This is a genomic window from Vibrio sp. CB1-5 (assembly GCF_059412285.1).
The window spans coordinates 1-19,606 of the sequence record NZ_JBJHPB010000012.1; the positions used below are offsets into that span (position 1 = coordinate 1).

A 19,606-nucleotide genomic window follows, 5' to 3' on the forward strand; every position below is an offset into this window, starting at 1 on the left:
ACTCAGTAAATCAGAGTTAAATGATTAAGTTGAGCTATGTTGCCGTAAGCTCACATTCAGTTTGAGACGAATCGTATTTGTCACGTAGCTCAGAATAAACTTGCTCTTTACGAGCAAGTTCGGTCTCTAGTGCTTTATATTGATTTCGGTAGTACTCGATGTCTTCCGCGTGCCTTTGTAGTTCATCAACCAATTCAGCCAAGTCTTCATTTTCTTTGTCTAACATTGAAATTTGGTTCAAGGATTCTTGTGTGCGGATGTCCACCAGGTGCTGAACTTCTGCGTCAAACGCTTGCCAAACTGTCGTCATTTCGTTTTCCAACGCGGTATTTACGCGTCGCTCCGCGTCAACAAACCAAGTGGATTTATCTCGAATTAAGGGGGTTGGTCTAGTTGCTTGTATCAACAACTTAAATGCTATGCGCACGCGCTTAAAATCACCGCCAACTACATTTTGAAGTGCTTTAGCTGAAGTCGGTGCGTTTTTGGGGTCGTCAAAAGCTCGAGCGTACTCTTCTATTGTTTTGCCTTTTTCGAGAGAGCAACCACAATTTTCAAGTTCAAGCGTCCATTTGTCTTTGAGCGAGTTAGCCAAGCTTCCTTCCTGCCTTGTCGGGGCAAGAAGTGAGGCAGGGCGGGGAGGAGTAATATCCATGACCATTACTCCTTGTCCAATGTTTGTGAGATAACTTGGATTATTTGCGCTCTGTGCTCTTCACTTTCTGTGCTTCGCGCTAGATTAAGCATTTTCTTGATAAATTCTTTGTCGATGGCATTCTCCGACCTGTGCTTAGCCTGAACTATCTCCTGAGGTACCGTAATAGTATTTTCATCAGTTAACTTGAAGAGGCTGGAAATTGTGTTTTCTGCCTTTTTTTGTTCTTTCTTCAAACTGATTTTGTTGCGCTTTGCATAGTGTTGCTCAACGATGCTGACATCCTTATGTCCTAGCAGATCAGCAATCCATGCAACGCTAATGCCTTTGTTATAGTGAATCGATGCAGCGGAATGACGAAGCTGGTTTGGGCCGCGATGAGCCACGTTCGCCTTTGCTAAAAAGTCAGTGAAAAACTGTTTCGCGAACTGTTTTGCGTTGATCCAAGGCTGATCAGTTTGGTCGTTGAGGAAGATGAATTTGCGTTTTTCTTTTCGAGTGGTGATATTGTCTCGCTCAACGATGTCGATTGAAATCGCGGGTCTCTTGGCTGTGAGGGGTTCTACGCGCCTCAATAAAAGAGCTGCTTCTGCTGATAACTCTACCATTCGTGTAGACTCTTTTGTTTTTGTTACTTTGTATTTATTAAGCGGTTTAGCTAAGTCTACGTATAGCCGACACTTTTCAATCCCTTCATCAGTATAAAATTCCACGTTCTCCCAACTGACACAAATAAGCTCGCTGATACGTAATGCCGACAACAGACCGAAGACTGTCATCTCCTTTGCCAGTACATAATCTGTTTCTGTGAGTAATAATTTGTGTATTTCTTGTTCATCGAACGGATTTGGTTCTTTATTGATGATTTTGATGTTTTTTATCGATTCCATTACATCGTGATTTTGATTACCAGAAGAAACTGCTTTAGCGCAAACAGCTCGCAAGATCGTATAGCAACTATTTATCACCTTACCTTTGCAACCAAGCTTTAACAAAGTCGTTCTGAACACTTCAATGTCTTCGATGCTCAGTGCATCCAAATGCTTCTCGCCAACGTGTTTAATGATGTGACGTGCATGTGTCTTCATTGCAACGAAAGTGGATTCGGCCAGAATTGGTTCTTTCATACTTAATTCATGACAAACGGCTCGTGCAATAGATGATTTCTCATAGTTATCGGTATTGAGAGATACACTAGAAGTACGAGTACCTTTTCGTTTCGCCTGGGCTCTTGACTTAAACTTTGCTCTTTTGGTGGTTCTTTTGGGTGTTTTTTCTGTTACTGGTTTATCAGACTTCATATCCTCGACCTACAAAATTAAGGCCATCAAAAAAATTGAGTTGCTCTTCTCGCGGAGCGTACATTCAGTACTAGTTATTATTATTTTTTGATTGCTTATTGGTGAATGTGCTTATATAAAATCACAGACCAAAAGATAACGCAAGTGTATGATATTTATGGATTTGTTGACTTTTGGTGGCGTTGATATCTAATGACTCAGGTATATTTTTAGTGTGTATATTTTAGTCTATTTAAGTATCTGATTTATAAGGACTAGCTAAAACAGGCAGTAATTATTCAGTGATTAATAAATTTTGAAGAAAAATCAACCGTTGGAGCAAAAGTGTGGTTTATGTCGCATTATCTTGTCGTTTTTCAAGATTTTAGCAAAGAGAAATTCATCAGAAACTGACGTTGAGATTGATGATTTGTGAAGTTCCATCTCTGTGTTTAAGACCTCATTTCTTAAATCAAAAATGCCCCGAAATGAGTTTGCACAACAATCTGAAATTACCCTCTAAGTTCATTCCATAAAATAGGAGCGACGCCCAATGTCTACATGGTCACAGTTTTGACCCTTTAGCCTTATAGTTTTTATCGATTTAATCCTATGCTTGTTCAAGTGAAAAACGTTTATTACCTAAAATGTTGTAATAATGACTATGAAGACTTTGCATAGAGGAGTCATATGAGTACTGAAACAAAGAATGAACCTGAAGATGTTAAAAAATCAAAGACTTCAGGTTGTAAAAAATGTGGCTGTAAAAGTTGGCGAGGGGATTCTGGAGAGCCAGAGAAATGCGTTAACATCCAGTATCCATCGGCAAAACTGTGTGGGCATACTAAAGAAGAGCATTATTGATGCCAACCCTAATAAACGTCCTCAGCTAATTAGTACCTAAATTAGTTAGCTAAGGACGATATCAACTAGAAGCTAATTGCAATTGACTTTAGGATTTTTTGGGTCACTGCAATCACACCATGCATCGCAATCTTTTGAGCGAGTATAAGTTCGCCCATCACTGTCTGTGCAAGTGCATGTGGTTGTAGTTCTCGTGATCCCTTCCCCGACGATTTGTTGCGTCGTTTTTATACCTTTTGATACACTTCCTGTGACTGATACCGCAACTGTTCCAGCATCATGCCCATCTAAATTAAAGATTTTTTCCATCGTATTCGTCCTAACCAGAAATCAAAATAGGAGGGCATAATACCCTTACCCTTTATGATTTTAGTACATATGCAAAATCACGTGTGCGTCGACCTACTGATTGTTGAGCTTAAACCATATCTCAATGTTCTCTACTTCATAATGAAACAACTTTAATATTTGTAGCTAAGAGCCGTTACACAGAATCTAATTCAATTTATAAGGGATGGAAGTTTGAGTAGTTCAGACTCTAACAAGCTTCTGTCCAAAGGTGTGCTGGCGGGGTGTGTAACACAGAAATGCCCCATTATCATTTAGATGCATTCCGCCACGCACATTTCATGCACCTCATTTGACCTAAATTTTCTTATGATTCAATATGAGACCTATTGAAACTTCAATCAGGTACTACACATGGAACAGCAATTTAAGGATTGGCTTATTAAACGGGGCTACTCGGCAACTGGAGCCGCTAATAGTTACTCCCGTGCTATTCCCCAGATATCGAACCACTATTCCCAAAACAGTGGAGAACGAATAGATATATTTGCTATCACAGATCAAGCAAAGATAAGCCAAATTGCTCATGACTATAGCCAATCGGGAAAATTTGCATCTTTTGGATATGAGCAGCATGGCCGTTACCGAGCTGCTATTTCTAGATATTCGGAGTTTTTTGTTCATAAGCACCAAATCGAACATTTCGCCAAGACTTCAGAACCAGAGGAAGAAACTGTTAGCGAACTCGAAGAAGAATCAATACAAACTAACTTTGCATACGAAAGAGACCTGCAAACAACGCTATGTGCACAAGTTTCTGAACTGTTTGCTGGTTATAAAATATATGGTGAGTCGAATCTTGGTGTCGAGTATTCAATCGGCGGTAGAAGAATAGACGTACTGTTAGAAGAAAATGAGACAGGTGATCTTTTAGCTGTTGAGCTAAAGTCTGGTCTTGCTGACTATAAAGTTTTTGGCCAAATATCGATGTATCTAGGATTACTGGAAAGGCAATTTCCTGAAAGAAATATTTCGGGAGTAATTGTTGCTGGTTCCATAGATGATAGCTTAAAACAAGCTTGCTCTATTACCGACAAGGTAACACTAAAAATATACAGGATGAGCATTGAGCTAGAAGATGCGTAGTAAAATGCTGTCGATAGAAATACCAGCAGGATCATCGTTAGCACGTTTGTGCCCCATTATCATTTAGAGTGGATGCTCTTCACTAATCATGTATGTTCATATTGACCAACATTTTCTAATGTAGGAAGCTCGTCTCTAGCCAATCTCGTTGAAGGTCAATATGGACAGTAATAGCAAGATTATATACAAAATCACATACCCAAATGGCAAGATCTATATCGGGAAAGATCTCACTAACAGTATCAACTACTGGGGAAGTGCTAAAAGTGATGTGATCGCTGAAGACTTCAGCTTTGAAGAAAGGATGAGTATGACTATTCACCGTGAAATCATCTTCTTTTCTGACAGCGCTGATGAGGTCAACAAGAAGGAAGCAGAACTAATCCGTTTGTTCGACTCCAACAACCCTGATATTGGCTATAACAGATGGCCTAAATTCAAAGTGTATTAATAGGTTGATGTGTAAATGAAAAAATTATCGCAATCGAAAAAGATAGCGTTGTATCTCAAAGAAAACTCAAACCATAGATACACTGCAAAACAAATTGCTGAAGCGATAACGGCTCGCTTTCCAGAAGACTATTCTGAGAAACGTGCGAATCCTCGTTTTGAAACTGAGCAAGACTTCATATCACAAGTTGTTGCAGAAATTGGGGCACAGAAGCAAAGCATTCTTAATCAATCAGCGAATATAAAATGGCAAGATAAACCGCGTCCAAGAGTATATTGGTTCGATGATGGTACCCAGAACATTGAGGATGTCGGTGAACCAGACGAAAAAGTGGTTGCTGTTGAAAAAGATAATAATACGCTAACAGAACATGAGTTGTATCCAATTCTGATGGACTATCTTAACTCTGAGCACCATCTTTATTGCTTGCGTATTGATGAAAAACGCTCCAGAAACAATTTAGGTAGTGGTGGAAACCAATGGTTGCATCCTGACATTGTTGCAATGGAGCCTGTTGCTCACCAGTGGCACTCACATGTAAAAACCTGTGTGCAGCAAGGTGGAGGGCAAAGTGTTCGCTTGTGGTCATTTGAGGTTAAAAAGACACTTACCATGGGGAACGTCCGAAAGTGCTTTTTCCAGGCTGTGAGCAACTCCTCATGGGCTAGCGAGGGCTACCTAGTTGCCACCTCAATCGCAGATAGTAGAGTAGAACAAGAACTTCGTATGCTCAGTGCACTGCATGGTATTGGAGTTATCCTGCTATCCGTAACTAACCCATCAGAAAGTGAACTGCTGCTTCCAGCCCAAAAGCGGCCAGAAGTAGATTGGCAGTCGGTGAACCGAATTGTCCAAGAAAATGCAGACTTCAAAGATTTCATCGACCTTGTTTCCAATTACTACCAAACGGGCAGAGTTCGAACCAAAGACTGGAATCACTAAACTGGATCATTGAGTCAAATGGCTAATACATACTTATTTCAAGGAAACCCCAAGTATTACGATATGGATGCCTACTTAGCTACTCATCCATACATTTACTGGCGATGCCCTACATATAAAGACAAAATTAAAATCGGCGACAGAGCAATATTGTGGCGAGCAGGGAAAGGCGCAGGAATGATTGCAATTGGGGAAATTGTTGAAGCCCCCACACCCGCTTCAAACATCGATTTTCCAGAATTTTTGGGGCAACGCTTTTGGAATTCAGTTGAGATGGATGTCAATGATATCAAAGTTGGTATTGCCATCAGTGAAGTTCGACTGATGGGTGATGAGCATCCAGCTTCACGCGAACACTTCAAATCTGATTCCGTAGTCAGTAAACATCGAATTATTACCAATCCAACGGGCACAGTATTTCAAGTCGAAGACATGATAGCTAACGCTATGTTCTCTGCTTGGAATAATAGTAGTGCGTCAGATGAAAGTATTGAGATGCCTGAACCTAGCAAAGATATGGACTCGGAGGGTAAATGGCGTTACGTACTTCACAAGAAAAGAGAGCGCTCTAGTTCTTTACGTAAAGCTAAGGTGAAGAGCTTTTTGACAACTAATGACTTCATCCACTGTGAACTATGTAAAGTAAATCTTAACGAGTTATATCCGAGTTCACTTTCTGATGGATATATTGAAGTTCATCATATCAAGCCAATATCATCATTAACGGTGCAGACACCCACTCACCTTGATGATCTGATACTACTATGTCCAAATTGCCATCGAATGGTACATAGAACAAAAGATGCTGAAAGTAATTTAGAAGAACTAAAGACGTGGTTTGCAGATAAGTAATACTTTATTCGGCCACATGTAGGCAGGTCGCTATACCTGCAGTAACCTGAAAATTCAGAAGATACTACGGTTCGCAACTTGGAACTGTCCAGCTTTGTGCTGACTGGGGTATGAAACACGCAAATGCCCAACCTTGTTAAAGAAGTCACTCATCCATTAATTATTTATCCGATTTCTACTTGTTTTTTTATCTCAAATAGCCCTGATGACTTGATCTTTATCATGGATGAAAATCCGTTTAAAAACTGAGTTATTTTTATTCATATTTTATCAAGCAATCTTGAAAACTGTGCGCGTTCATACTTGTTATAATATGTTTTGACCATTAATATCAATCGGTTAGCTATGCGAAAAAATAAACATTAGGTCTGGAAACCGCGCATGCGCATTATACAAATGTTAGAAATCTCCACAAACAATGGATCTATGAATGGGAAAATATCATAACGACCAACCGATACAGGGTGGCCCCAATGACCCTGACTTACTAAATAGACGTGATTTTGCTAACCACCTAGCAAACGTACTTCTATTAAATCATGATGATGATTGTCTAACTGTATCTTTGGAAGGGGAATGGGGCTATGGCAAAACATCAGTAATAAACCTTGTCAAAGGAGCTTTAAATGAAAAAGAAGCTGCCCCTATCATCATTGAATATAACCCTTGGTTGGCTGGTAAGCCTGAGTCGTTAATTCAAGACTTCTTACTACAATTTTCATCTCAACTTAACATTAAAGATAACTCTGAAGTGGCATTAAAAGCTTCTGAGGAGCTGATTGCATACTCTAGTCTCTTTAGTGTCGCAAAGCTTGTCCCAGGTGCAGAGCCATGGGCATCAATCGTTGAAAAAGTATTCTCTAAGTTTGGAAGTTCAACTAAGAAGATTGCAGAACTAAAAAAACTTGACCTTTTAGGAAAAAAGAAAAAGGTTGTTTCTGCAATTGAAAAAATTAAAACCCCGATCATCGTAGTCATTGACGATATTGATAGGTTAACTCCATCTGAAACATTTCAAGTCTTACGCCTCGTAAAGGCTGTAGCAGACTTTTCTGGAACGTCGTTTCTATTAGCCTTTGACTCAAGCTACCTTGTCTCCGTTTTGGATAAGAATGATATCGTTAATGCTTCGGAATATATCAATAAGGTTGTACAGCTCAGAGTGCCCCTTCCTGTAATTTCTGAAAGGGGGATGAATGAGCTTGCAAATGTAGAGCTGAAAAATCTAAGCGACAAAAATTTAACAGATAGATTTGAAAGTGACCAAGAGAGATTAAGCTGGATTTATCACCATTATTTCAAGCACCTAATCAAGAACCCAAGGGAATTGAAAAGGTTTTTCAACCACTTGAGGTTTGTACTGGAGCAGGTTGAAGGCCAAGTATGTTTTTCTGATCTTTTTTCGTTGTCAATAATTGCTACAAAAGCCAATGCGATATACGAGCATGTCAAGAAAACGCCAGAAGCTTATATCGGAAAAAGGTTTTCAAATGAAGGCCTTATGATGGATAAGCCTGAAGAAGTGGTAAAGTCATTTAATGAAGATAGGAGTCAAATTTTACAAGCATTCAGTGAAAGGGATCGTAAGCTATTAGAGGGGCTTCTGGGAGATACTTTTCCACTTATAGACTCTGGTGGATATTCACATTATGGCGTTTCTGATGCTGATGCCGCTGGCAGGGTTTCAGCCCCGCAAAGGCTTCATGTTGCGTTTCATTATAAAACTCCAACGGGGTATTTTTCAGATCAAGAGATTCTCGATTTCATTGCTGGAAACATTGATAGAGACGAGTTTCTTAGTCGAGTACTGTCTGAAGACGCCGATGATCGATTCTTTGAAATGATGACGAATTATGCAAAAGAATGCAAAGGTAATAGCTTTGATATCTTGATTAGCATTTATAACGCACTTCTCAACTCTGAAAAGCTAATATCGTCTCTGGAAAGTAATTATGGTTTTATGTCTAAGGACCTTTATCGCCAGATGAATTGGCTTACAAATAAGGTGATCTCTGAGAGTGATGATAAATATACACTGATAAAAAATCTTGTTGGAAGAGAAGAAAGTGCTCCTTTGGCTGCCGATGTTTTGTACAAAATTCGAGGTCAAGTTCACGGAGAAAGCTATGATGAACCATGGGTCTCTGAAGAACAGTTGACTGAACTTGAGGTTGACTATCAAAAGATGGCAATTAAATCCCTTTCCGATAGGATACATATTAATAATCATCTTGAATCACACATTTTCTATGAGTTAAAAAGATCCTCAAAAGATAAAACATCTGAATTTATGGATGCTGTCATGAGTGGTGGGAATGGTGTAATTAGAGTGGCCGAAATAATTGGTAACTCTGGTAGTGATTCTACCAATGGACCTTATGTTCAGATTGATGAACAAACTTTTGGTGATGTTATTAATTTAGAAAATCTTAGAGAGCAAGCTGAAAAAATAGATTTCACGAATCAACCTATCCGCATTCAAGCAGTACTTAAAAGTATCCTTGATGGTAAAAAGTATTATTTGAGAGATGGGGAGTTAGGTGAGCGATGGTAACCATAATTGCTAACAAGCGCATGTCGTCGGACTGGTTTTCCGCTGCGGTCCAAACCAGCCGCAATTGCAGGTGTTACCCTTACTTTTCCTAATGCTTACTAGCCTAAATAGAGCAACCAGTATAAGACGCTTTTGTCCATCTTCGTGTTACCTGATGTGGCTGGTTCTCATATATGCCCCCAAAATTAGCCTTTACAACAATTGATAGCTCCGAGATTCCACAGTTAGTTTAGGAATAAACTGCTTCATATAGCGAACCAAGAAGTTTGAGTAGACGCGATTGATGCTCTTGAACGCCTGTAACCTTTCACTAGCTTAATAGCGTTAGTACCTTCGTTTTGGGCATACTCACCATCGACATGGAAGCTAGTGATATCGCGATGGGCATAGTCAGTTTTAAGTCCGAGTCGCTTACAACGTGCTCAGCAATCGCTTGGTAAAGTGCGGACACATTCACTTCATACAAGGCATCTAACATGCGCCCAAGTACATCGTCAGTTAAGTGGTGCTTCAATGTCTTTGGCAAGCAACTTTGCGACAGGCTTCGTCTCGAAAAAATCGGAGAACATATGCAAAGTTTTACTGTGAAAGCCGAGGCCGTTTAAAATCATGGCTAAGACCGCGTTACCGTGTGAGACATTATGATCAGCAAGCTTAGGAATGGCGCGATCAATAATATCAGGTAAGCCGACTTCATGGCAGAAGGCCGCGATTAACCCTAAGTGGTCGAGACGTTGATAGCAGGTCGAGGAGCAGACATAAAAAAGCGACCGTTAATTAACAGTTTGAATATATTTTCTGTGAATATTTAATTTCGTTAAAATCGCGTTTTATGTTGATCTGAGTTTTTAGTTGTTGTTATTATAAACTCGGTGGGTCTGAGTCTTCCTTGTAACATTTTTCAATCTCAGTAATTGAGTAGCTACAGGGTAAAGTATTGGAAATCTATTTCCGTTAGTTATCCAAGTTAGGTGTTTATGATGCTTGTAAAGCATACGCCTCTCTCGGAAAGCTCTGCATAATAACGATACAGTAAAAAGCGCTTCAATGAAGTAAGAGCTAAAGCAGAAGCTTACGTTAATGAAATTATCGATTTTGAAGAAGTTAATGAAGCACTTTTATAGCTATTATCTACCTCATCTCTGATAGAGTGATTAATAAAGCTAAAACTAAAACAATAATAAAAGTAGTGGGTTTAAATATGAAATATTCAACAGGTAAAACTGAAACAATAGTTGAAAGCAAAAAGGACTTCATTCTTTCGCTAATGGTTAAAGCTATAGCACATCAAAAAGAAGAGCTTGAGCCTCTAGGTTGGGAAATAGACTATATTGAAGAAGAACAGGAGCTAGTATTACTAAAAAATAACGATCCGATTGAGGGATTCTTCACAGGCATAATTCAATATGAAGACGATGTATGTGAACAAGTTCTTGCTAGCTTTATCGAAGAGCATGAGCTTGAAGAAATGGACTTGACTGAGACAAGTTTTGTGGATGATGTAAGAGAAATGCAGCACGAACTAATTAGACATATTGTTGACTTGTACAACGAGGGTTTTAGCGAACTTAACAAAGCACTTGAAGATTCTGAATCAGAGAAATTTGAGCTAAAAATTAGAAATGAGTTTCTAGATCTTTACTACGATAACGAGCTTATCGCTACAAAAGATAATGAAGTTGGTGTTATTGACTTAAAAGTAAACGCTAGAACAAGATTGGTTAGTAATAAAATCGAAGAACTGAAATGTCATCTTTAACCATCTACAGCTAACCTCGTCAGTTCTGATTTGAGTAGCCTTATCTTATCAGTTAGTTCGTCGGTTACACCGACGCTGAGTCGAGAGTTTGAATAAGACTATACGAGCCAGAAAAGTAATGAAGTTGACACTTTTAATCGAACCAACTAACCTACCTTTGGCGTTGGGGGGGCGTATCACTCGACCAATAGCGACAGGCAGAAGTACTTTACTCTTTAGTTTGTATGAATGCTGCTGATACACAACAAAAAGACCAGCATGAGCTGGTCTTTTTGTATTAAAATGATTTTGAATTAGTCTTAATTTCGTTAGATAGCTTTGTTCTACTATGAGCTGAGCATCTTTATCTTCGCAATTAGCTCGTCGGTTACACCAGCGCCGAATTTACTAGATAGATATCTATCACGATAGTCAGCTAGCAGTTCATCACCATCAAAGTCGCCACAGACCCACCATTCTGCTTCTAGAGCATGCGCGTGCGCTCTTGAATGACGAACAGCGTTGGAGTCATCAAGACGCGCACTACGACTCGTTGCTATATCGGGAGCGAGAATGTTGCTATCAAAAATCTTGTTCTCGACAAGCCAAGCGCGTGTATATCTACTCTGCGTAGGGTACAGCATTAGGTTCGCTTCTTTTGCTGCGTTAGCAAGCTTGTGTGCAGATTCAATGTCTATTGAATCTGATTTTGAGCGAAGCAGACTAAAGACATCGACGTAAAGTATTCTCATGCAAACTCCTTTGCAGAGGTGGGCACTCATTTGAATCCCACCTCGTTGACGATCTAATATATTAGAAATTCATCGCTTTCAAAAGTTCTCGATTGGCGCCATTTTCATGTCTCATAGAGAAGTCGTGTAGGTGTAGTATCTTAGTCGATGAACGGGAAACGTAATCGAGTTCAGGGATATCATCGATCAGGCAAACAGCTATAGGCGTCGTTCTTGTTAGTTGAGAAGAGAATACTTTAACTTCTATCTCTATTGAACGGTGTTCATTTTCTGCTGTCAATATCGTTCTCTCGAAGTCGTAAGTCATAGATCTATATCGTCCAAATCTTGACAGTATGATGTAAGCTGCTATCTCCATAGGGTCTTTGGGCAGTAACAAGCTTGTACCACACTTAAAAGTCATGGCTCTAGCGAATTGTTGACCGAGGTCGACTTGAAAGTGGGAGGTTAAAGCGAAACCTTCTAAATGATTGGCTCTAATCTCATCAGCGTAGTGCTGATATATAAAATATGGCAAAGTAATGCAGTTTTCATCTTGCAGCCCGTTATCTTGTATCCAAGCCATCAGTGAGTATTCTTCAATGTGCAATAGAGTTTTAAAGTGATTTACTCCGCCTAATACTCTCTGTACGCCTTGGTGGCTGAAGCCAAGCTTTTCAAAATCGATATCAGAGAGGTAAGGTGACTCCCGTAGTAATTGAATTGCAGTGTCGATTAGACCAATTTCAAGCTCTGTCACTCCACGCACTAAGAAGCGTTGCATGTCGATGCTCTCTCTATAAGACGCCCCTTCGACAAGCACATTTATGATTTCGGCGCGCACTTGATCAGTTAACTTAGTCATGAGATACCTCCACCGTCAGATTAAACTTAGCTACAGCTTCAAGAAGTCGAGTGACTTTTAGCTTTTTTCCGTAGCGACCAAAAGTCATATTCGGATTGGTATGTCCCACTAGCTCTGCAACAATGTGTTCTGCTTCGTCTGCAATTTTAAGTTGATCAATGAACGTATGACGTAAACCATAAGATGTTGGTCTCTGTCTGGGCTTCATACCGATTTCTGACTGCACCTTGCCGAACTGAGTTCGATAAGTCTTTGTCCAATCTTTATCGACTGACAAGGGCTTGTAGTGAAAGAGAGGGCGGTTATTGCGTTTACTGCGGCTACGAACAAACGCTATAAAGTCCTCTCGAATATATGGATGTAAGGGGACGAATCGAATCGCGTGAGAATTTTTTAAGTGCTGATCTGTTGACTTGTCGTTAACGTGCAGGCACCAGATCCCTTCAACCTCTGTGACATCATTTGTATAGAATTGACAAGCTTCTCCTGTTCTCAGTCCGTGAAATAGTTGAAGGCGCGTAATCCATTGAAAATCGAGTGACTGATTGCGAAAAGCTTTGCTCGATAGAAAGTCAAAGAGTTCTTTCTCCGTCCAGCGTTCGCGCTCAGTACTAGCGTGGTTTTTTGCTCTAAATTTCGGCGAGACTTTATCTGCGGGATTGTGAGATATGTAATCCATGCGATAAAGCCAACCAAAATATTGGGTGACTGAAGCAAAGTAGTCTTTGTTTGTCTTCATTGACCGCTTTTCACTGTGAAGCTGAGTCACGTATTGCATGAATGTCGCTGATGTAATGTAAACAGCGTTACTACTGTGAGCAAAAGACAAAAAATGAGATATGCGCTGTTCGAGTTGATGTACAGTTAGTGCTCTGACGTTCTCTACACGCTTTGATGCTAAGAACTCTCTGAGCAAGCTCTCTACGCTGTAGAGCGATATGGGATGTTGGTCAGATGGGAGATAAGGTTCTAACGTATGAAAATCGATATGATCGAGTTCTGGAAAGTCAGAATACCCAGGAGTTTTTTGCTCTTGAATGGAAAACTCAGTCTGTTGAGTTTCATCATAGTTATTGCGTATCGAACTGACTTGTTTTCGTAGCGTGAAGGTAAAAGTTTTTGCGCTGGGTACAGTGCTTTTAGATGCTGTTTGGAAAGCTGCTCGGATGCACTGAGCAATCTCGAAGTTACGCTCGATTGCTAATTGTCTATCTCGAGTAAGCAAACTGAATTTGAAATCGTATGGATAGCCATGGGAGCGAAGCTTTTTCGGAGTGCAAACGCGGGTTTGATATACGCCATTCGGCGCTTTTTGTAAGTACATTGTCTCACCTCTCTGTGGGATAGGTGATTTGCAGTACGATAGATACGAAAAAGCCCTTGTAAAACAAGGGCTTAATGCGTAAAGAATAGTGGCGGAGAGATAGGGATTTGAACCCTAGAACCGCTATTAACGGTTGCCGGTTTTCAAGACCGGTGCTTTCGACCACTCAGCCATCTCTCCGTGTTGGGGCTCATAATAGGGGGGCTTTAGATAACTGTAAAGAGAAAAATTCACGCATCAGGATTGTTTGCTTTAAATGTGGTCAATCTGGTGAAACGTTATGCAATAGGTGTTTGGTGAATTCTATTAATGGTTTGGCAAACGATTTCGTAGGTAAAAAGCAGCGATAGAGCACACAAAATAAAACTTTGTTTTTTATCGTTAAATGTTTGTTTTTAAAATATAAAACACCATTCAGAATACGCTTGTGCGCTCGAAAATGTTTGCGTGATTACGCGTGTTGCTTCAAAATATTAGGGTTAGTTCTCGCGAACTGTGATTTGAGGTCAAGATGAAAGTTGTTAAATTGTTTAAACAAAGAGCTGATTCTATTAAGCATCAGTCTGAGCTTATGCAATGGATGTCGCCAGCGATTAGAGAGTATTGGACTGAGTTTGTTGATAAGACGAATCACAGCAATTTTCTAGCGTGGGTTCGAGACTATCACAAGCCAGCGGTTAATGAACCAGAAGTTGCACAGGTCGAACCAGAAATTGTGCTCAAGCCCGCAGCTCAGGCTCTATTCGATGAGTTGCAAGAGCAAATAGGTACAGTTATTCACGAGGGTAGCTGGATTCATGTGGGTCAGGATCGTATCAATCAATTCGGCTCAATTACCGAAGATAATCAGTGGATCCACACAGACCCTGAACGTGCTGAACAAGAATCACCGTTTAAAACGACGATTGCGCACGGCTTTCTTACTCTGTCATTGTTGCCAGCGTTGACAGACAGCGTTGATCCAGACAAACCACTGTTCCCTACAGCGAAAATGATGGTGAATATTGGCCTTAATCAGGTTCGATTCCCATATCCTGTGAAAGTAGGTAGTAACCTGCGTGCGAAGAGCACCTTGGTTAAGGTAACACCTATTCGTAAAGGTTTAGAAATTGAGCGTGAAATTCGAGTTGAGATCGAAGGTGTACGTCGCCCAGCGTGCATTGCAACATCGGTTATTCACCTGCACTTCTAATTCTAAATACTGAATTGCTAAAGCCCAGCTTTAACGCTGGGCTTTTTTGTGCTTGGCATTTAGGTCTTTACCAATAATTGAAGCATCCGTGATAAGTTATTTATGGTTCACGTAGCACACTTGGTAGTGGATATTGAGTTTCTCGAATTGTTTCATCCATCGAATTTGATTGTGTTGTAATTTGTCTCCAGGGCCTTTTACTTCACACCACATCCAATCACCATCCTTGAAAGCGACAACGTCCGGCTGACCAGCTCGATATGCGCGCATGTCTGAGAGTATCACTTCAAATAGACCGACAAGCTGGTCTTTGCTAATGCTTTCCATTGCAAGAGTTAGCCATGAGTCGTCTAATAATTCCCAAACAATAAACGGATTTTGAAGGCCGTATTTGTTTATGTGACGGTCAACCAAATAGTCTATACCTTGTTGCTGGATGTCATTGAGTCTGCGTTCGACTAACTGTGTGCGACTTTCAACGAACTCCTTGCGATATAAGTCCAGAGGCTGGCGTTGATAAGGGTTTACAAAAGCTCCCTCAACAGGAGCAAATAAAATGTCCCAGAAAGCGAGCCCAAACAAGGTGTTTAGAAACTGATTCTCTAGGTTAAAAGCCTGCCAACCTTCGTTGTTTAGTGCTTCGACAACGGCAAGTTCGACGCGCTTTGCGTTTAGATCAAGTTTTCGATGCGCTTCTGGGGGTGAAAGCTTAACTGCCTTGGGTTTTGGTTTCCCCAGTGCTTTGCAAAGAGGCGCTGACAAACGTTCGGCAACCTCAAATTCATCAATGCTAAGTGGGCTTTCGAGCATTGTATCAACGATCTTTTTGGCGCCTTCCAGCTTAGTCTGGGCTTTCAGTATGCGTGCTTGACGCTCCCTAGAGGGTGGGGTGACAGTTTGCCTAAACAGAGCCAGTGCGTCGTCAAATGCGCCAACTCGTTCAAGATCGCGCGCAACTAAATTAACCAGTTTATTGTATGCACGAGAGGCGTGTTTGCCATGTGGCACTGGTATAAGCTTAGAAAAATCTTGCAATGCCTGTTGTGATTTACGGTCTATCTCTTCATAAGTGGCAGCCAGTTCGCCGATTGCCAGTGATGAGATGACTTCCTCTCGAGAATGGAATATACGTGTCTTTGTAGAAATTTCGTATTGTTCGAAAGTATGGATCCCTAAATTCTCGAGTACAAACTGAGCGAACTCTTGATGCCGATTCCCAAAGAACAGTAAACAAAACAGTGACAGTTTATCGTTGTCGACAAGTTTAATTGTTGTAAATGGTAGTGATACTGTCGAACTTTCAAATTGTTCAGGGAGCAGGTTAATGAGTTTTGGCTTCCGAAGTGCCTTTGGTAATTCGGGGTATAGCGACAAAAGCTCAGGTTTGGTCAGGAGCTTGTCGGCCAGCACATGTGGCGAACTTGGTAGAGTGAGATCGATGAAGCCTGCAAGTTCGAGCTTGTTGAGTAACTGTTCTGTAGCCCCAAGTTCTGGGTATGTAAGTTTATCACTTCGAAACCATTCTCCTTTACGAGTCATCATTCGGACCAACAGACACTGCTCATCTTCCTCCAGTGAGTAAAAGCGATCTAACCATCTACGCTCCGATGCATCCAATAAATCACCATATAGCCCCCCTACGCCATGGAGTAACGTCATGAAGTTGCTCAGATAGTATTTTGGTTCGAGGATAATAGAGGAAGGGCTACTCACTATAGGACCTGTAGTTTGGTTTTATGAATTGACTCGCATTGAGTTGTAAAACTAAATGCAAACCATTGAATATCATTTCAATGGTTTATGAAACATCGTAGCGTTTACCGGTATTACTCGCAAGCTAGGTATTGGTATGAAAAAATTGCAATTATGGTGTATGTCTTGGGTATTCGTGTTTATGTTGGGCTGTTCTCCAGAGAGCAATGTGCCGATTAAACCAGACCCAGGTTGGGTGTCGACTGAGTTTGAAAATGGTCTTGTCGTAAGCCAGTATCAAAAATCGGGTGAGCCGATAGCTCTCAGGCTCGTTGTCCATGCCGGCAGCCTTCAAGAGACGCAAAACCAATCAGGCTATGCCCACTTTTTAGAGCACTTATTTTTCAGAGTGGAGGATGTGCCAGAGCAGAATGCAGCAAAAGAAGTGCTGTTCCAATCAGGGGTCAGTTTTGGTGCTGACCTAAATGCGTTTACATTCAACCAATACACAGCTTATGAACTTTCCATAGATGATGCAGAGTCACTAGACGCAGCTCTATCTTGGCTAGCCTATGTCGCAGGTGGGATGACCATCACCGAGAAGATGATCGAGCAAGAAAAAGGAGTGGTCATAGGCGAGATGAGAAAAACAAGGCCAGATCCTCAGCCATACGCTGATAAAGCGTATCTGCACTTGCTGAAGGGGACGGCATTAGAATCTCATGACATCCTCGGTAGCAAATCCTCAATTGAAAATTTGGACTTGAAGGAGCTTCAGCGATTTTATCAGCAGTGGTATCAACCGCAGAACATGGAGCTCATGATCGTTGGAGACTGGGGACAAAGCGACGTGGTGGCTAGTATAAGTCGCTATTTTGGTTCAATAAAAAGGGGCGATCAGCCAAGGCGAGCTCTCATTAAGCCCGTTGAATTTAATGATGAACCTTTAGTCGCGACGGCTTTGGCACAGGAGCATGCGGCTCTTGATCTCGCTTATCAAATGCCAAATCCAATAGTGAATACTGAAGCCGCTCAGCTCGTTCAACTCGGTACCTATTTCATTGGTGATTTGATTTCAAATAGACTGTCTGAACTGAGTCGTTCTCCAGAGTTTACCTTGCAATGGAACAATTCTCATACGTTGGATTTGAATGGTAACCGATTGTTTGTTATTGGTGCAGGATTTGAAGAGTCAGAGCGAGATCAAGTCCAGCAAGCGATGACGACTGCTATTGCATCTTTAACCCAGCATGGAATCAGTAATGAGGAGTTAGATAACGTAAAGCAAAGTTGGCTGTCGTTTAATGACCAGTTGTTGAATGAAATTCAGACTTGGACGCCTAAAGAGCTAGTCGACTACAAGTTTGATATGCTGCAAGCTCAGAGTATTGCTCAAGATCCAGTTCAATATGTTGCTGTTCATCGTCGTTTGGTCGAGAAGATGACTCTAAAAGATGCCAATAAAGCCATCAAGAAGCTGCTTTCACAATCTCCAATCATCGCGGTGAACACCAAACTTGAGACTGTTGATGTTGTTGGCATCAATGCAGGACTTAAGCAAAAAACAGACAAGCCACTTGAGTTGGTCGTCACCAAGGCGCTTATTGTTCCAAGTACCAAAGGAAGCGTTGTGTCATTGGAGAAGCAATACCATGATTTGGTCCTGTTGACACTAAGTAATGGCATTGAAGTTTTATATGCGCAACATGAAAAAGCAGCCGATAAGTTCTACGGTTGGTTCGGCTCACTTGGCGGTTCGGCGGCACTCGACAACGAGTTAATGGCCTCCGGTCAGCTTTTCCCGTTAGTTGCACTGAATAGTAATATTGGCCCTTTAACTTCTGAGCAAATAGAGAGAGCATTTCGCCGAACCAATAGTTACATGGAACCGTTCATTCACGACGTTAAACACGGGGTGGTGTTTGGTACCAATGAAAAAGGTATCGCGGATGTCATGTCAGTAATGCATCATGCTATGTCTCTGACCGATGTAGATAATTCGGCAGTGGATAAAGCCAAAAAAATGCTTACCAATGAGCTCGATCGTTTAAATCAAAGTCCTGAATTCAAGACGTTTAATGATGCGTTTAAGATCGGTTTGGATGCAAATAGTCACTTGCAACCTAGAACTGAAGCTGAGATTGCTATGGTGAATAAAGAGGATGTACTTGAGGCATACAATAAACTATTCCGAATTAACCGTGGTTATAAAATGGTTTTAGTAGGAGGTAAGCCGGTAACCGATGTTCAACCGATAATAGAGCAATACATAGCGAACATAAAATTTACTAGTGACGCTGCATACCAGTGGCCTACCGTCTCCCTCAAATTGTTAGGGGAGGGAAGTGTTAAGACCATAGACAGTTATCCTTCTGACGACAGTAAATCTAAAGTGTACATGGTGACCGTTGCTGAACGAAGTGAACCAAGAACAGCAAAAGATGTATTTGCAGAGGATTTATTGCAAAGGCTACTCAATGAGCGAGTAATGCAAACGGTTCGAGTAGACAACTCACTGGACTACAGTCCAGAAGCCTATGGTTTTGTACAGGAAGGAAATGGCTTAGTTGGTTGGTCGTTTTATGCCCATGTAGAGCCAGAAGACGAAGCAAAGGCCATGAACTTGTTCCAGGATGTTACCAAAGGAGTGCTCAAAGGCTTCGAAGCTCAAGAGCGCGACAAAGTGGTTGCTCAGCTAAAAAGCGATCTCGCTCCTTGGACAGATAATCCAGAGAATATGAGTTTTATGCTGTTCCGTTATTGGCTACTAGGTTATGGCACCGAGGCACTTTATAACTACGAATCGGTGGCAGACAGTGTAACTTTGAGTGATCTTGATCGTATGGCTAAACAGGAGTTTGGTCGAAATTCCAGCAAGTTTTCTTTGTTAATCAATCCTTAAGGGTGAAAATTAGCTGTAATTAAAACTTTACACGGTGTTAATTTGTAAAAACGGTGAAGAAATTTGCGTTTTTTTAAAATTAGTGATTGCACTTCTTGTTCTAAGCGGATAAGTTACAGGAAAGAGCGCG

14 protein-coding genes, 1 tRNA gene and 1 pseudogene are annotated in these 19,606 nt (G+C 41.0%); 8 read left to right on the plus strand and 8 right to left on the minus strand.

Going from position 1 to position 19,606, the window contains the following annotated elements; all coding sequences use genetic code 11:
• Positions 1–34: 34 nt before the first annotated feature.
• Positions 35–655 (minus strand): DUF4795 domain-containing protein, encoded by a 621-nt coding sequence (locus ACJB0T_RS10515; RefSeq protein WP_479293278.1) that lies wholly within the window; start codon positions 653–655, stop codon positions 35–37.
• Positions 656–660: 5 nt separating this feature from the next.
• On the minus strand, positions 661–1,956 hold the full coding sequence (locus tag ACJB0T_RS10520) for a tyrosine-type recombinase/integrase (RefSeq protein WP_479293280.1): 1,296 nt from the start codon (positions 1,954–1,956) through the stop codon (positions 661–663).
• 1,545 nt (positions 1,957–3,501) lie between these two features.
• On the opposite strand from ACJB0T_RS10520, the gene ACJB0T_RS10525 reads away from it, so the two are divergent.
• The 5 genes from ACJB0T_RS10525 (at position 3,502) to ACJB0T_RS10545 (ending at position 9,032) form a co-directional block, all read left to right on the plus strand.
• Positions 3,502–4,233 (plus strand): endonuclease NucS domain-containing protein, encoded by a 732-nt coding sequence (locus tag ACJB0T_RS10525; protein WP_479293282.1) that lies wholly within the window; start codon positions 3,502–3,504, stop codon positions 4,231–4,233.
• A 160-nt stretch (positions 4,234–4,393) separates the two neighbouring features.
• Positions 4,394–4,684 (plus strand): GIY-YIG nuclease family protein, encoded by a 291-nt coding sequence (locus tag ACJB0T_RS10530; protein ID WP_479293284.1) that lies wholly within the window; start codon positions 4,394–4,396, stop codon positions 4,682–4,684.
• A 15-nt stretch (positions 4,685–4,699) separates the two neighbouring features.
• Complete coding sequence (locus tag ACJB0T_RS10535) at positions 4,700–5,626, plus strand: COG2958 family protein (RefSeq protein WP_479293286.1); 927 nt, start codon at positions 4,700–4,702, stop codon at positions 5,624–5,626.
• 18 nt (positions 5,627–5,644) lie between these two features.
• The gene (locus ACJB0T_RS10540; RefSeq protein ID WP_479293287.1) at positions 5,645–6,478 is read left to right on the plus strand and encodes an HNH endonuclease; all 834 of its coding nucleotides are present in this window, start codon (positions 5,645–5,647) and stop codon (positions 6,476–6,478) included.
• Positions 6,479–6,908: 430 nt separating this feature from the next.
• On the plus strand, positions 6,909–9,032 hold the full coding sequence (locus ACJB0T_RS10545) for a KAP family P-loop NTPase fold protein (RefSeq protein WP_479293289.1): 2,124 nt from the start codon (positions 6,909–6,911) through the stop codon (positions 9,030–9,032).
• A gap of 293 nt (positions 9,033–9,325) precedes the next feature.
• On the opposite strand, the pseudogene ACJB0T_RS10550 reads toward ACJB0T_RS10545, so the two are convergent.
• A pseudogene (locus tag ACJB0T_RS10550) lies at positions 9,326–9,745 on the minus strand (DUF4277 domain-containing protein); the annotation flags it as partial.
• A 488-nt stretch (positions 9,746–10,233) separates the two neighbouring features.
• On the opposite strand from ACJB0T_RS10550, the gene ACJB0T_RS10555 reads away from it, so the two are divergent.
• A complete protein-coding gene (locus ACJB0T_RS10555) occupies positions 10,234–10,791 on the plus strand; it encodes a hypothetical protein (protein ID WP_479293291.1) in 558 nt (185 codons plus the stop codon).
• A 326-nt stretch (positions 10,792–11,117) separates the two neighbouring features.
• On the opposite strand, the gene ACJB0T_RS10560 is transcribed toward ACJB0T_RS10555, so the two are convergent.
• From ACJB0T_RS10560 to ACJB0T_RS10575, 4 genes are all read right to left on the minus strand, one after another.
• Positions 11,118–11,522: a hypothetical protein gene (locus ACJB0T_RS10560; protein ID WP_479293293.1), complete on the minus strand. Its 405-nt coding sequence runs from the start codon at positions 11,520–11,522 to the stop codon at positions 11,118–11,120.
• 61 nt (positions 11,523–11,583) lie between these two features.
• Positions 11,584–12,366 (minus strand): hypothetical protein, encoded by a 783-nt coding sequence (locus ACJB0T_RS10565; RefSeq protein ID WP_479293296.1) that lies wholly within the window; start codon positions 12,364–12,366, stop codon positions 11,584–11,586.
• Positions 12,359–13,690 (minus strand): tyrosine-type recombinase/integrase, encoded by a 1,332-nt coding sequence (locus ACJB0T_RS10570; RefSeq protein WP_479293299.1) that lies wholly within the window; start codon positions 13,688–13,690, stop codon positions 12,359–12,361. Before ACJB0T_RS10570 ends, ACJB0T_RS10565 begins: the two co-directional genes overlap by 8 nt.
• An 89-nt stretch (positions 13,691–13,779) precedes the next feature.
• Positions 13,780–13,870 (minus strand) — tRNA-Ser (locus ACJB0T_RS10575).
• 331 nt (positions 13,871–14,201) lie between these two features.
• Here ACJB0T_RS10575 and ACJB0T_RS10580 point away from each other — a divergent pair.
• Positions 14,202–14,882, plus strand: a complete 681-nt coding sequence (locus ACJB0T_RS10580) for a MaoC family dehydratase (protein WP_479293302.1) — start codon at positions 14,202–14,204, stop codon at positions 14,880–14,882.
• A 96-nt stretch (positions 14,883–14,978) separates the two neighbouring features.
• Here ACJB0T_RS10580 and ACJB0T_RS10585 read toward each other — a convergent pair whose 3' ends face one another.
• Entirely contained in the window at positions 14,979–16,595 is a 1,617-nt protein-coding gene (locus ACJB0T_RS10585; protein ID WP_479293305.1) for a VRR-NUC domain-containing protein, read from the minus strand.
• Between the two features lie 136 nt (positions 16,596–16,731).
• Here ACJB0T_RS10585 and ACJB0T_RS10590 point away from each other — a divergent pair, with 136 nt between their 5' ends.
• On the plus strand, positions 16,732–19,476 hold the full coding sequence (locus ACJB0T_RS10590; protein WP_479293307.1) for a M16 family metallopeptidase: 2,745 nt from the start codon (positions 16,732–16,734) through the stop codon (positions 19,474–19,476).
• The last annotated feature ends 130 nt before the right edge of the window (positions 19,477–19,606 follow it).